The sequence below is a fragment of the Methylobacillus flagellatus KT genome (genome assembly GCF_000013705.1).
Taxonomy (GTDB): Bacteria; Pseudomonadota; Gammaproteobacteria; order Burkholderiales; family Methylophilaceae; genus Methylobacillus; species Methylobacillus flagellatus.
Genome location: NC_007947.1, coordinates 790,445 through 804,471 on the forward strand (window position 1 = coordinate 790,445; position 14,027 = coordinate 804,471).

Genomic DNA, 14,027 nt, shown 5'->3' on the forward strand with positions numbered 1-14,027 from the left:
CGTCAACATGGGGATAGGCGATGCGATTTCAAGCCTAGTTTGCAAAAATGACGTGCAAAATCCCCCCATGGCAGCGTAAAGGTGGTTATTTTGCAACCATGACCAGCGCCGGACGCAGCACCCGGTCATTGAGGGTGTAACCCTTCTGCAGCACATTGACCACGGTATTGCTTTCCGCCTCGCTTTCCACAGTGCCGATCGCTTGGTGCTTGTTCGGGTCGAATTTCTCGCCGACCGGATTGATTTCGACAATGCTGAATTTCTCGAATACGGCAGTCAGCTGTTTGGCCGTAAGCTCAACACCATCGCGATAGCTTTCCAGCGTAGCGGAGCCGACATTCAAGGCTGCATCCAGGCTATCCTTGACGGCGAGAAGTTCGCTGGAAAATTTTTCCAGCGCAAACTTGCGTGCCTTTTCGATATCCTCCGCTGCGCGGCGACGGATGTTTTCGCCTTCCGCCTTGGCGTACAGCACGGCAGCCTGCTGTTCGGCCAGCTTTGCTTCCAGTTCGGCAATCCTGTCATCAATCGAGCCGGCAGCCCCCGCTTCTTGCGGAGTGGCAGGGGCATTTTCCTGCTGCAGTTCAGTTTCCGGCGTCTTGTTTTCCTGTTGCTCGGGCGTCTTGTCTTCGTGTTGCATAATAGTCCCTGTTGGTGATGATGTGACAACGGGACACATGGGGGTGTATGCCCGGATTACAAGAGGGCATGAAGATTTTTATTCGCCCGGAACAGTCTGCAAGCCTTTGCTGCTACCTTGCCGTGACCTGGGCCAGGGCTTCGAGCACGGCATCGACTGGCGGAACCTGGCCTTGTCCCCCCAGGTTGCGGATCTTGTGCTGGTCGTGGGCCAGCACTCCCGTCAGTTCCGGGTCGGTGTCGGTATAGATCGCCACAGTGGGCAGGTCGAGGGCTGCGGCCAGGTGCACCAGACCGGTATCGACGCCGATCGCGGCATAGCTGTTGCTTAGCACGGCAGCGAGCTGGCTAAGAGGTAGCCGCGGCAATACCACGCAACCGGGTACGGTGTCGGCAATGCGCCGCGCCCGGGATTCTTCGCCAGCGCTGCCCCAAGGTAGTAACAGTTTCAAATCTTGCTCGAGCAAGGCGTTGCCCAGTCGGCTCCAGTGGTTTTCCGGCCAGAGCTTGGCATCCCGGCTGGTGGCGTGCAGCCCGGCAATATAACGGCTGGGCAATCCTAGTGTGGCGGGAGCCGTAGCATGAATGCCGTAGTCCGGCGGGCTGGACGGAATAGCGTATCCTAGCGCACGCGCGGCCAGTTCGCGGTTGCGCGCGACCGCATGCTGACCGCGTGCCACAGGGTGGCGTTGCTGGTAGAACAGTGCAGCCCAGGGCTCCCGCGCGGAGGCGCCATCCTGTCCGTGAAAGATGCCCCGTGCTTGACTGCCGATCAATGCGCTTTTCAGCAGGCCCTGGGTGTCGATGACATGGTCGTAATTGTGTGAGCGCAGCTGGCGGCGTATGTCTCGAATTTCCTGCCAGGTGCTGGCCTGCAACAAGTGTCTGCGCCAACGCCGGACTGCGACGGTAAAGACCCTGTTGACTCCCGGATGCAACCGTGGAATGTCGGCAAAGCTTTCTTCCACCACCCAGTCTATCTGCATGTCTGGAAATGCAGCCTTGACGTCCGTGATGACCGGCAGGTTGTGGATGACATCCCCCAGGGAAGTGGTTTTGATCATGAGCAAGCGAGGCATGGGCGGCATTTTCGCATACAATTCAGCTTCTTTAACCCTGATTGAAGGCTGTAGCCATTGAAGTTTGCTTTCCTGATCTTCAAGTATTTCCCTTATGGCGGCATGCAGCGCGACATGCTGCGCACTGCTACCCGGCTTGCTGAGGCGGGGCATTCCGTGGATATCTTTACCATGTCATGGGATGGCGAGATGCCGCAGGTTGGCGCTGCCCATGGCAGGATATCTGTGCACATCATGCCGGCAAAAGGCTGGTTCAATTTCCGGAAATACCAGGACTTCATTCGTCAGGCACAAGCCCGCATTGCCTGTGAATTCAATGTCGACTTGATCGTAGGATACAATCGCATGGGCGGTCTGGACGTGTATTTTGCCGCCGACCCCTGTTTTATCGAGCGGGCCCATACCCAGCGTAATTGGCTGTATCGCTTGACGCCGCGCTACCGCTGGTTCCAGCGTACAGAACAGGTCATTTTCTCACCGCAAGGCAAGACGCAGGTATTGATGGTGGATATGGCGGAAAAAGCTGTATTCCAGCGCTGGTATCACACTCAGGACGACCGCTTTCACTACATCCCGCCCTATCTTTCTGGCGAGCGACTGCAATTGCATGACCGCGCGGAAATGCGTGCCTATTTGCGGAATGCGTTCAACCTGCCACCGGAGACGAAGATCGCCCTGCTGGTCGGTTCAGGGTTCTATATGAAGGGATTGGATCGCGCGGTGCATGCATTGGCGAGCCTACCCGCGGACATGCGCCAGGACTTCAAGCTGATTGCCATCGGGCAGGATAAGCCAGCGCCCTTCATCAGGATGGCAAGCAAGCTCAAGGTGGCGGACAACCTGATCATTTCACGCGGCAGGCCCGACATCCCGCAATTGATGCAAGGTGCAGATTTCTACCTGCATCCGGCCTACCGGGAGAATACCGGTCTGGTCATCCTGGAGGCGATGGCGAGTGGCGTGCCGGTACTGGCGACGGCCAGCTGCGGTTATGCGGTGCATGTCCAGAAGGCCGATGCCGGGCAAGTGGTACCGTTGCCGTTTGAGCAGGCGGTGTTGAACCGGATGCTGGAGGAAATGGTATCGCTTGTGCATGCAAGGGATGCTCGGCTGGAGAAGTGGCGCGACAACGGCTTGCGGCATGCACACAGGTTGATGACGGAGAACGATGGTAGTGCCGAGGCTGCGATCATGCTCCGGATTGCCGGGAAAAAGCAGGAGGACGCGATATGAATTGCAAGGAATTGCAGTTGTCGCCGGAGCTGACGCAAGCACTGGGAGAGGGCGATGTGTTTTCGCGTGTCATGGCGCTGGGGGGAGAGGTGTTCCGCGATGTGCCGGGACGCAAGACCGTCCGTGTTCAACTTGCCGGCCAGCCCTATTTCATCAAGCAACACTTTGGCGTGGGATGGGGGGAGATTTTCAAGAATCTCTTGGCGTTCAAGGTGCCCATCGTCAGTGCAAACACCGAGAAGCAGGCGATAGAAAAGCTCGGCGAGATTGGCATCGCCACTACGCCGCTGGCAGGTTTCGGCAGCCGCGGGTGCAGCCCGGCAAGCCGCCAGTCATTCCTGATCACGCATGACCTGGGCGATATATTGTCGCTGGAGACCCTGGCGGACCAGTGGATGCAATCCCCGCCCGAGCCGCGCTTCAAGCGCCGCTTGTTGATGGAAGTTGCCACCTTGGCGGCACGCCTGCATGACAGCGGCCTCAATCACCGCGATTTCTATATCTGCCATATCTGCCTTGACCTGCCCCGGCTCAGGCATGGCGATATCCATTTATATCTCATAGACCTGCATCGCGTCGGAATTCGTGAGACAATCCGCCCCCAAGATCGCATGAAGGATATAGCAGCATTGTATTTTTCTGCGATGAATGCGGGACTAGTAACCAGGGATTATCTGCGTTTCCTGCGTCGTTATCGTGGCAAGCCAATCAGGCAGGTCATGCGCGAAGAGCGGGATTTCTGGCAGCAGGTGCAGGCCCGCGCAATCAAACTTTATATCAAACTTCACAAGGTTGAGCCCGGCCTACACCAGATTGGCGGAATGATCGGCTGATATGTAGCGGCCCGGCGTAAAGAGGAAGTCTATAATATATGCCATTCACATTCGCCTGGAAGCGTTCAGACTGGAGCGCTTGGTTCAATTACTACCTGTTTTTCTTCTATTTCTCCGGCATTACCCATTTCTTGCTGCAAATCAGTGGCACGACCATTTTTGTCGGTATGCGCCAAGCAATTGTGATGAGCTTGCTGTGGCTGATACCGGTGATGCTGGTGCGGCGCCACGCTCGCAAGATAGCCGCTGTGATCGGGCTGGTGCTGTGGGCATCTTCGCTGGTCAGTCTCGGGTATTTCTGTATTTACGGGCAGGAGTTTTCGCAAAGCGTGATGTTCACGATCTTCGAGTCCAACCCGGCCGAATCCAGCGAGTTCATTGCCCAGTACTTCGTCTGGTGGATGATTCCGGTATTGCTATTGCATAGCGGTGTAGCCTATTGGCTCTGGCGCAGGCTGGGGCCGCTCCAGATCAGCGCGCGCGCCGCCTGGACAGTGTCCGCGGGCATCCTGGTCTTGCTGTTCGTGCAGCCGATGTTCAAGCAGTTGGTGCTCAACAAGGCAAGCCTCGACGATGCCGTGGAAAAATTGCAAATACGCATGGAGCCCGCCGTGCCCTGGCAGATGGTGATAGGCTACATCCACTACCGCAAGCAGCTTGCCAATATGGAAACCTTGCTCGAGCAGAACAGCAGGATTCCGCCGCTATCCAACCTGCAAGACGCCAATGCCGGCCAGCCTGCGACTTTGGTGCTGGTGCTGGGCGAGTCGACCAATCGCCAGCGCATGAGCCTGTATGGCTACCACCGCAAGACGACGCCCAGACTGGACGCCCTGCGACAAGAGTTGAGCGTGTTCGTCAATGTAGTAACACCGCGACCCTATACGATAGAGGCACTGACCCAGGCGCTGACTTTTGCAGACCAAGAACATCCTGAGCTGCACCTCACTAAGCCTTCGCTCATGAACATGATGCGCCAGGCGGGTTACAAGTCGTACTGGATTACCAACCATCAGACAATGACCAAACGCAACACGATGTTGACCAATTTTTCCAAACAGACGGACGAGCAGTTCTACATGAACAACAGCCGTGCGCAGAACTCCCGCGAGTATGATGCCAATGTATTTGCCCCGTTCGAGGAAGTGCTGCGTGATCCTGCGCCCAGGAAGTTCATCATTGTGCATTTGCTTGGCACGCATATGAAATATGAGTACCGTTACCCTGCAGAGTTTGACGTATTCAAAGGGCGCGAGGGTGTGCCTGCCATATTGAACGACAGGCAGGCCAAGGTCTACAACCATTATGATAATGCCGTGCTCTATAATGATTATGTGATATCCACCCTGATTGAAACCTTGCGCACGCAGGCCCCGAACAGCCTGCTGGTCTATTTCTCTGACCATGGCGAAGACGTCTACGATGCGCCGGGGCATGACATGCTGGGACGCAACGAGGCCAAGCCCACCCTGCCTATGTATACGGTGCCTTTCATCATATGGGCGTCCGAGCAGTGGAGGGCCGGGCATGACATGCGCTTCGACGGCATGCTCGAGCGCCCCTACAGTAACGCGCATTTCATCCATACCTGGGCGGATCTGGCTGGCTTGAGCTTCGACGGCTTCGAGCCGTCGCTCAGTCTCGTGAATTTGCAATTCAAGGAGCATCCATTGCTGATTGGCGACCCGTACCAGCCTGACACCATCCGTCCGCTGGATATTCATGCCCATGACTAACCTTGCCGCGCTCTCCATCCCTGATTTGCAGCAATATGCGCAAGGAGCTGTTGCTGCACCATTCGGCCTGGTGCTGGATGATGGCAGTGTATTGCAGTCGCTGGAGGTCGTGCGCCGTGTCCCGGGCAAGCGTCTGGTTTGCCGTGGCTTGCTGAATGGGCAGGCCATTTATGCCAAGCTTTTCATTGGCGGTCAGGCGGGCAAGTATGCGGCGCGTGACAAGCGCGGCGCTCGCTGGCTAGCGCAAGCCAGGCTTGCAACGCCGACATTGCTGCTAGAGTCTGGCGTGGCGAGTCAAGGATGTGAAGCCTTGCTCTATGGAGCCATTCCCGCCCGCAACGCCGAACAGGTATGGCAGGACCTCGATGAGGAAGGGCGTCATGCGCTGGCCCTGCGGCTTGTGGAGGAAGTTGCCCGGCATCATCGCGCAGGGTTGCTGCAAACGGATTTGTACTTGAAAAATTTCCTGGTGGATGCACAGGCTGTCTATACCCTGGACGGTGACGGCATCCGGCAGTTGCGCGTTTTTGGCAGGCAGCGGCAACAATGGGACAACCTGGCGCGCCTGATTTCGAAGTTCGATGTCGATGCGGTGGCAGCGTGGTTACCCAGCCTGCTGCGGCAGTATGTTGCGGTGATAGGGGGGGGGGCGTCTGATATTGATATCATGCAGCAGCTGATCGCGCGCCACTGGCGGCGCGATATGCGTCAGTACGCCAGCAAAGTGCAGCGCTCCTGCACGGACGTAGCGGTGGAGGAGAAACCCTGGCATTACCTGGCCATCAATCGCGCACAAGACAGCCCGGGAGTGCGGCAGGCCTTGGCAACACCCGATGGCTTGCTCGACGCAACAAGCGCGGTCAGGCTCAAGAGTGGGAATACCTGCACCGTGGCTGCCGTTGAAATTGATCAGCGCAAGATGGTGATCAAAAGGTACAATATCAAGAATTTCTGGCATGGCCTGGGCCGTGCTTGGCGGCCTTCCCGGGCTGTGGTGTCATGGTCCAATGCCTTCCGTTTGCAGTTGAAGGGTATTGCCACTCCGGCGGCTGTGGCCGTACTGGAACGCCGGTGGCTGGGGCTGCGCCGAGAGGCCTACCTGCTGACCGAATTCATGATTGCCCGGGATGCGGCGGAATTCTATGCCGACCTCACGATTGATCGCGAGGTGAAGGAGCGGGTCGCGCAACGCATCGCCAGGCTTTTCTTCCAGTTGTTTTGCCTGCAGCTGGAACACGGCGATTTCAAGGCAACCAACATATTGATTCGCGACCAGTACCCATTGTTAATCGACTTGGACAGTATGCGGCAGCATGCATGCAAAAAACGCTTCGAGCGCAGGCATGCACGCGACCTGCAGCGGTTCTTCAAGAATTGGCAAGGCGATGCTGCGACTTCTCAATTACTGGCGGCGGCCTTCAGGGCAGTTTATGCGGATGGCCGTGTGCTGGACCAGGCGGGCATCGTATTTAATCAAAGCGAAAAAGACGAATGATCATTCTAGGTTTATCAGGTGCGCTGGGGCATGATGCCTCGGCTGCCATTATTGTGGATGGAAACATTGTAGCGGCCGCGGAAGAAGAGCGTTTCATCCGCGACAAGCATGCCAAGAACAAGTTTCCGCTTGAGGCGGCAAAATACTGTTTGCGCGAGGCCGGGGTGCGGCCCGAGCAAGTGGATATCGTCGCGTTTCCCTATGGCGAGATTCCATTGAGCAGCGGAGCTCGCTGGCATTATGCCAAGCGTTACTGGTATGCGCCCGACCGCGCGCTCGATGCCATTTTCAACGGAAACCGCCGTTTTCGCCGCAACCGCGACAAGTCCCTGGATCTGATGCGCGAGCTTGGCCTGACCAAGGCGCGTTTTGTGCCGGTCGAGCACCACCTGGCGCATGCCAGTAGCGCGTATCACTTGAGTGGTTTCAAGGAAAAGACCGCGATCGTCGGCATCGATGGCAAGGGCGAGTATGCCACGACCTTCTTTGGCTATGGCGAGAATGGCAAGATCCATAAGATCAAGGAGTTTTACGACCCGGATTCCCTGGGCGGCATGTACGGCGCGATCACGGAGTATCTTGGCTTCGAGATGCTGGACGGCGAGTTCAAGGTCATGGGCATGGCGCCTTACGGCGATCCCAAGCGCTACGACTTGTCGCGCCTGGCCAAGTTCGAGCACGGCGAGCTCAAGATCAATACCGACTACGTCAATGTGGTTGGTTTGCGCCGCTACAAGGAAAACGGCAGGGGTTTCTATTTCACGCCCAAATTGATCGAGTGGTTGGGGCCCAAGCGCCAGGGCGACGAGATCGACGATCCCTACATTCATTATGCTGCTTCTGTGCAGCAGCTGCTGGAAGACATTGCGCTGGAGATGATCGAATATTATCTCGGCGATATCATCCGCGAAACTGGCCGTATTGCGATGGCAGGCGGTGTGGCGCTCAATGTCAAGCTCAACCAGCGCATCATTGCCTTGCCACATGTCAAAGAGCTGTTCGTGCAACCTGCCTCCGGCGACAACGGCACCTCGCTCGGCGCGGCCAGTTTCGTGGCCGCAGAGATGGGGGAGCCGCTGGAGCCAATGCGTCATGCCTACCTCGGTCCGTCGTTCACAACAGAGGAGTGCCTGGCAGCCTGCGAGGCACATCCTGCCAAACCCAGGTTCCAGCGTGTTGAAAACGCACCGCAGAAAGGCGCCGAGATTCTGGCTGCGGGCAACCCCTTGGCCTGGTTCCAGGGTCGCATGGAGTTTGGCCCGCGCGCGCTGGGTTGTCGCAGCATCCTCGGCGACCCCAGCCATCCCGGCGTGGCGGACCGTATCAATGCGCAAATCAAGTATCGCGAGCGCTGGCGGCCATTCTGTCCTAGCATGTTGGACCGGGTTGCCGCTGACATACTACAGACAGATCATCCTGCGCCCTACATGACCTTCACTTTCGATGTGGCCGAGCATTGGAAGCCACGCATTCCCGAGGTCGTCCATGAAGATGGCACGGCACGTGCGCAGATCGTGACCAAGGAAACCAATCCGCGCTATTACGCCTTGATCGAGGAGCTGGAGCGCCTGCGCAATGTGCCCGTAGTCCTCAACACCTCATTGAACCGTCGCGGCGAACCAATGGTTTGCAGTCCGACTGATGCGCTCAATATGTTCTACGGGTGCGATCTCGAATATCTGCTGATGGAAGACGTTCTTGTGACCAAGAATTAGGCCGGGGCGGGCTTGCAGCAGAGACTCAGCAGTTGCAAGCCCATGGTTTTTTTACCTTATCCCAGTCGTGGTTAATTTGACGATGTCCAACGCTTTCAGCGATAATTCCCGGCTAAATTCAACTTTCAGCAGCACACCATTAATGACACAAACCCTGATAGAAGTCACCGAGCGCATTCGGGAACGTAGTGCACCTACCCGCAAAGCCTATTTGCAACGTATCGACCAGATCATCAACCGCACGCGCGGCCCTGACCGTCTGGGCTGTGCGAATGTGGCGCATGCCTTTGCTGCCCTGCCGAGCAACGACAAATTTCGTGTCGTAGCGGAAAAGGCCCCGCATATCGGGATTGTGACGGCTTACAACGATATGTTGTCGGCGCACCAGCCATATGAGACTTACCCCAGCATCATCCGGGACGAAGCGCGCAAACATGGCGCTACCGTACAGGTAGCAGGCGGCGTGCCTGCGATGTGCGACGGCATCACCCAGGGCGAGCCTGGCATGGAGTTAAGCCTGTTCTCGCGCGATACCATCGCAATGAGCACAGCGATTTCCCTGTCTCATGACGTATTCGATGCAGCCCTGATGCTTGGCGTGTGTGACAAGATCGTACCGGGACTGTTGATCGGTGCCTTGCATTTTGGTCACTTGCCTACCCTATTCGTGCCCGCCGGCCCGATGGCGACAGGCATAGACAACACCACCAAATCCAAGGTGCGCGAGAAATATGCCCAGGGCCTGGTGGGCCGGGACGAACTGTTGGCTTCCGAATCCGCTGCCTATCACGGTGCTGGCACCTGTACTTTCTTTGGCACCGCCAATAGTAACCAGATGCTGATCGAGGCAATGGGCTTGCACGTGCCGGGTGCTGCTTTTGTGCATCCGCATGATGATATGCGCGAATTGTTGACCCGCGAGGCGGTGAAGACTGTGCTTTCCATTACGAAGGGCCAGCGCTTTACGCCCATCGGCAAGATGGTGGATGAGCGTGTCATCGTCAATGCGATCGTGGCGCTGCTGGCTACCGGCGGCAGCACCAATCACCTGATTCATTGGGTGGCCGTGGCCAGGGCTGCTGGCATCATCATCGACTGGTCCGACTTTTCCAAGCTCTCGCAGAATACCCCTTTGCTGGCGCGTGTCTATCCTAACGGTACGGCCGATGTGAACCAGTTCCAGGCGGCCGGAGGACCGAGCTTTGTCATTCGCGAGCTGATCGAAGGCGGCTATATGCATGGGGATGTTACCTCTGTCGTGCTGGGCGGCTTGCGGGATTTCTGCAAGAAGCCGGTCAAGTCCGATGATGGTCTGATCTGGGTTGACTTGCCCAAGGAAAGCCCTGACGAGACTATCGTGCGCAATGTCTCCAAGCCGTTCAGCGCGACTGGCGGCCTGCGCCTGTTGACGGGCAATCTCGGGCGTTCCGTGATTAAAAGCTCCGCCGTACCGGAAGACCGTCAGATCATCGAGGCGCCCGCCATCGTATTCAATGGCCAGGAAGAGCTGCTGGCAGCGTTTGAGCGTGGTGAGCTGGAGAAGGATTTTATCGCCGTTGTGCGCTTCCAGGGTCCGCGTGCCAATGGCATGCCTGAGCTGCACAAGCTGACACCGCCTTTGTCCGTGTTGCAAGGTAAGGGATTCCGGGTTGCAATCGTGACTGATGGTCGCATGAGCGGCGCCTCTGGCAAGGTGCCGGCTGCGATCCACTTGAGCCCTGAAGCGGTGGCTGGCGGCGCGATCGGCAAAATCCGTACAGGTGACATGATCCGTCTCAATGCGATCGTCGGTACCTTGAACGCCTTGGTCGATGATGAAGAATGGCAGGCCCGACCCGTGGCTGTCATGACCGAAGCGCAGCGCAACAACAACAGTCATGGCATTGGCCGTGAATTGTTCGGCGGCATGCGCAAGAATGTGCATAGTGCCGAAGAAGGTGCTGTTACCTGGCTTTAAGCCATTTGAAAAACCAGGCCATGCGTCGTTTGCTCTCGCTTGCCGTACTACCGTACTGTCTGCGCTCAAACGCCTTGGCCTCCGCGATTTTGAAATGGCAATATAGTTTGCCTTTCTGCTTGCAGATTTTTAATAATCAATCCATAGGTATATAGAACATGAGCACACTCGATTTAGCCAACCATGGCCCAGTCATCCCGGTCATTGTCATCAACAAAGTGGAAGACGCGGTGCCGATGGCAGAAGCTTTGCTCGAAGGTGGTATCAAGGTACTGGAAGTGACCTTGCGCACGCCAGTGGCCTTGCAGGCCATGGAGGCCATCGCCAAGGCCGTGCCTGATGCCATCGTGGGTGCCGGGACTGTGCGCAACATCAAGGATGCGCAAAACTGCAAGGATGTTGGCTGTCAATTCGCCGTTAGCCCAGGCTATACCAGTGAACTGGGCCGTGCTGCGCGTGAAATGGGGTTGCCATTGCTGCCTGGCGTATCGACCGGTAGCGAGATCATGCAAGCAAATGCCGATGATTACTATTTCCTCAAGCTGTTCCCGGCTGTTGCTGTGGGTGGCATTAACCTACTCAAGGGCTTTGCCGGCCCGTTCGGCGATGTCAAGTTCTGCCCTACGGGCGGGCTAACGGTAGAATCGGCTCCCCAGTTTCTGGCGTTGCCTAACGTCGTGGTTTGCGGCGGCACCTGGCTCACGCCTGGCGATGCCGTGGCGCGCAAGGATTGGGCGCATATCACCAAGCTGGCGCGCGAGGCCAGTGCGATCAAGGCTGCAGCCTAACAAGCAATACCAGGCCCCTCTCGGGGCCTGTAGTCTTCATATCCCCAGGCTGTGCACATGCCAATTGCCTATGGCACCAACCTTCAGGTCGCGCTATGCTGAATCTCGAGCAATACCACACATGGGTGTTTGATTGCGATGGCGTCATCCTCAACTCCAACCATCTCAAGATCGAGGCGTATTACGCCACGGCCAAGAACTTCGGCGCGAACGACCAGCAAGCGCAGGCACTGGTGGATTACCACATCAAGCTGGGCGGTATTTCCCGCTTCGTCAAATTCGAGTATTTCCTCAAGCAGATCCTGAAGCAGCCCTTTACGCAGGATGACGTGGATTTCTTGCTGCAGGATTTCGGTCGCGAGGTGCGCAAGCGTTTGGCGAGCTGTGAAATTGCTTCCGGGCTGCAAGCACTGCGTGAAAAAACCGCAGCCAGCAATTGGCTGGTGATTTCAGGCGGGGACCAGGAGGAGTTGCGTGCCATTTTTGCCGAGCGTAAGCTGTCCTCATTGTTTGATGGCGGCATTTTCGGCAGCCCGGATAACAAGGACGAGATCATGGCCCGCGAAACCGGCCGCGAGAATATCCGCCGACCCGCGATATTTATCGGCGATAGCCGCTACGATCATGAATCGTCGAGCCGTGCCGGCCTGGATTTCGTCTTTCTGCACAAATGGACCGATTTCCCCGGTTGGCAGGCTTATTGCGCTAGCCAGGATATTGCCACATTGCCCGATATCAACGCCTTATTAACGCATACATGCTGATTCCCCGCCTGAATATTCGCAGCAGCCACCTGCTTGCCCCGGAAGACTTTGCGCAATTAAGCCGGAATGCCAAGGTGCTCGAGCAGGATGAGCGCGGCATCAAAGTGCTGCAGATGGACAATGGCAATATCCTCAAGGTGTTCCGCGTGCGCCATACCTTTACCTTGGCCCGCGTGTACTCCTACGCGCGCCATTTCTGCCGCAATGCGGACAGGCTCAAGCGGCTCGGCGTTCCTACGGTCGAGATCGTGCAATTGTTCCATTTCGAGGAAAGTACCGATACTGCCGTACTCTACCGGCCGTTGCAGGGGCATACCTTGCGGCAACTGCATATCTCCGGTCTGGCGGAGCATGGACTCATGGAAAGTTTTGGACGTTTTGTCGCGCAACTGCATCAGCATGGCGTTTATTTCCGCTCGCTGCATTTTGGCAATGTCGTCAGGACGCCGGATGGACGGCTTGGCTTGATTGATATTGCCGATCTCAAGGTGTATCGGCATGGCCTGACCAACTGGCATCGCGCGCGTAATTTCCGCCATCTGCAGCGTTACCAGGCTGATTGGGAGTCATTGCCTATGGCCGAACGCAAAGTGTTTGCGGATGGCTATTTCTCCACGGCGCAATTGCCGCCCAAAGCCGCGTCTGCGCTTAGGTCGAGGCTGAAGTTTTTATCCGGTGCTTAAACCATGTACGTACTGCATATCTGCCATAGCTATTATCCTCCCTTCCTCGATTGCGCCCGCCAATATGCTGCCTTGTTCAAGGATAGTCCCTACAAGGTGGTGACGGTCTACCTGACTGGGAAACCTGATCCCGAGGTGGAGCGAGGCAGCGCATCCGATGAGGTGGTTTTTCTTGGTTACAGCAGCAAGCAGGTAAAAGGGCTCAAGCTGGGGGCGATTGCGAAAATCCGGCAATTGGTGAAAAGCCGGAACTTCGCATTTTGCATTGCCCATCGCGCCAAGCCTACCTATGTGGCATTGCTCGCTACCGGTCTGCCAGTGGTGAGCGTACACCATAACTACAATGACTACGGGCGGTTCACCCGGCGCATCCTCGTCAACTTCTACCGCAAGCGTATATTGATGCTATGCGTGTCGAATTCCGTGCGGGACGAAATGCGCCAGCACCTCAAACACTGGCCCGCCGAGCAGATCCAGACCTTGTATAACCGCATTGACGTGGACGCGGTCAGGCAATCCCTGTTGCCCAGGCAGGAAGCCCGCCGCCTGCTTGAATTGGAAGACGATACTTACGTAATCGCCAATGTCGGCCGCTTGCACCGGGACAAGGACCAAGCGACTCTGTTGCGTGGATTTGCCCAGGCACTGCCTGAGCTGCCTGCGAACACCTTATTGTTGATCCTGGGTAAAGGCCCGCTGGAACAGGAGCTGAAGGCATTGGCGAGCGAGCTGGGTATTGCCGGAAACGTCCGCTTTGCAGGCCAGGTGCCGGAAGCAAGACGATATTTCCGGGCGTTTGATTTGTTTGTCTTGACCTCGGATCACGAGCCTTTCGGCATGGTATTGCTGGAGGCGATGGCGGCGGAGTTGCCGATTATTTGCAGTGATAGCGGGGGCGGGGCAGAAGTGGTGAATGGGTACGGAGATTTGTTCTCACTAGGAAACCCTCATCACTTGTCGAGTCTGCTGATTGCACGCAGTAGATTACCTCAGGCTGCCAATTCTTCCGCTGACATTCTGCATGAAAAATTTAGTGATGCTGCTGCGAGAAAACATTTCTTTATGTTGACATTCATCAAAGACTTATTATTCATTTAATTATTCA

At 56.7% G+C, this 14,027-nt stretch carries 12 protein-coding genes; 10 read left to right on the plus strand and 2 right to left on the minus strand.

All coding sequences use genetic code 11. The features are described from left to right. Positions 1 to 85: 85 nt before the first annotated feature. Together grpE and waaC are read right to left on the minus strand one after the other, a co-directional pair. Positions 86 to 640, minus strand: coding sequence for a nucleotide exchange factor GrpE (gene grpE, locus MFLA_RS03850; RefSeq protein ID WP_011479117.1), 555 nt, complete (start codon positions 638 to 640; stop codon positions 86 to 88). A gap of 112 nt (positions 641 to 752) precedes the next feature. Then, a complete protein-coding gene (gene waaC, locus MFLA_RS03855; RefSeq protein ID WP_229407156.1) occupies positions 753 to 1,703 on the minus strand; it encodes a lipopolysaccharide heptosyltransferase I in 951 nt (316 codons plus the stop codon). 72 nt (positions 1,704 to 1,775) lie between these two features. Here waaC and MFLA_RS03860 point away from each other — a divergent pair, with 72 nt between their 5' ends. From MFLA_RS03860 to MFLA_RS03905, 10 genes are all read left to right on the plus strand, one after another. Then, positions 1,776 to 2,951, plus strand: a complete 1,176-nt coding sequence (locus MFLA_RS03860; RefSeq protein WP_011479119.1) for a glycosyltransferase family 4 protein — start codon at positions 1,776 to 1,778, stop codon at positions 2,949 to 2,951. Continuing rightward, positions 2,948 to 3,784, plus strand: a complete 837-nt coding sequence (gene rfaP / locus MFLA_RS03865; protein ID WP_011479120.1) for a lipopolysaccharide core heptose(I) kinase RfaP — start codon at positions 2,948 to 2,950, stop codon at positions 3,782 to 3,784. The genes MFLA_RS03860 and rfaP overlap by 4 nt, the downstream gene beginning before the upstream one ends. A 38-nt stretch (positions 3,785 to 3,822) precedes the next feature. Beyond that, positions 3,823 to 5,520, plus strand: a complete 1,698-nt coding sequence (cptA, locus tag MFLA_RS03870; protein WP_011479121.1) for a phosphoethanolamine transferase CptA — start codon at positions 3,823 to 3,825, stop codon at positions 5,518 to 5,520. Continuing rightward, entirely contained in the window at positions 5,513 to 7,015 is a 1,503-nt protein-coding gene (locus tag MFLA_RS03875) for a lipopolysaccharide kinase InaA family protein (RefSeq protein WP_048811550.1), read from the plus strand. The genes cptA and MFLA_RS03875 overlap by 8 nt, the downstream gene beginning before the upstream one ends. After that, complete coding sequence (locus MFLA_RS03880; RefSeq protein ID WP_011479123.1) at positions 7,012 to 8,730, plus strand: carbamoyltransferase family protein; 1,719 nt, start codon at positions 7,012 to 7,014, stop codon at positions 8,728 to 8,730. Before MFLA_RS03875 ends, MFLA_RS03880 begins: the two co-directional genes overlap by 4 nt. A 142-nt stretch (positions 8,731 to 8,872) precedes the next feature. After that, complete coding sequence (edd, locus tag MFLA_RS03885; protein WP_048811551.1) at positions 8,873 to 10,687, plus strand: phosphogluconate dehydratase; 1,815 nt, start codon at positions 8,873 to 8,875, stop codon at positions 10,685 to 10,687. Between the two features lie 158 nt (positions 10,688 to 10,845). After that, positions 10,846 to 11,475 carry a bifunctional 4-hydroxy-2-oxoglutarate aldolase/2-dehydro-3-deoxy-phosphogluconate aldolase gene (gene eda / locus MFLA_RS03890; protein WP_011479125.1) on the plus strand — a complete coding sequence of 210 codons (630 nt, stop codon included), beginning with the start codon at positions 10,846 to 10,848 and terminating at the stop codon, positions 11,473 to 11,475. 95 nt (positions 11,476 to 11,570) lie between these two features. Then, positions 11,571 to 12,239: an HAD family hydrolase gene (locus tag MFLA_RS03895; RefSeq protein WP_011479126.1), complete on the plus strand. Its 669-nt coding sequence runs from the start codon at positions 11,571 to 11,573 to the stop codon at positions 12,237 to 12,239. Beyond that, positions 12,233 to 12,922: a toluene tolerance protein gene (locus MFLA_RS03900; protein ID WP_011479127.1), complete on the plus strand. Its 690-nt coding sequence runs from the start codon at positions 12,233 to 12,235 to the stop codon at positions 12,920 to 12,922. Before MFLA_RS03895 ends, MFLA_RS03900 begins: the two co-directional genes overlap by 7 nt. Before the next feature lie 3 nt (positions 12,923 to 12,925). After that, positions 12,926 to 14,020, plus strand: coding sequence for a glycosyltransferase (locus tag MFLA_RS03905; RefSeq protein ID WP_011479128.1), 1,095 nt, complete (start codon positions 12,926 to 12,928; stop codon positions 14,018 to 14,020). Positions 14,021 to 14,027: the final 7 nt, after the last annotated feature.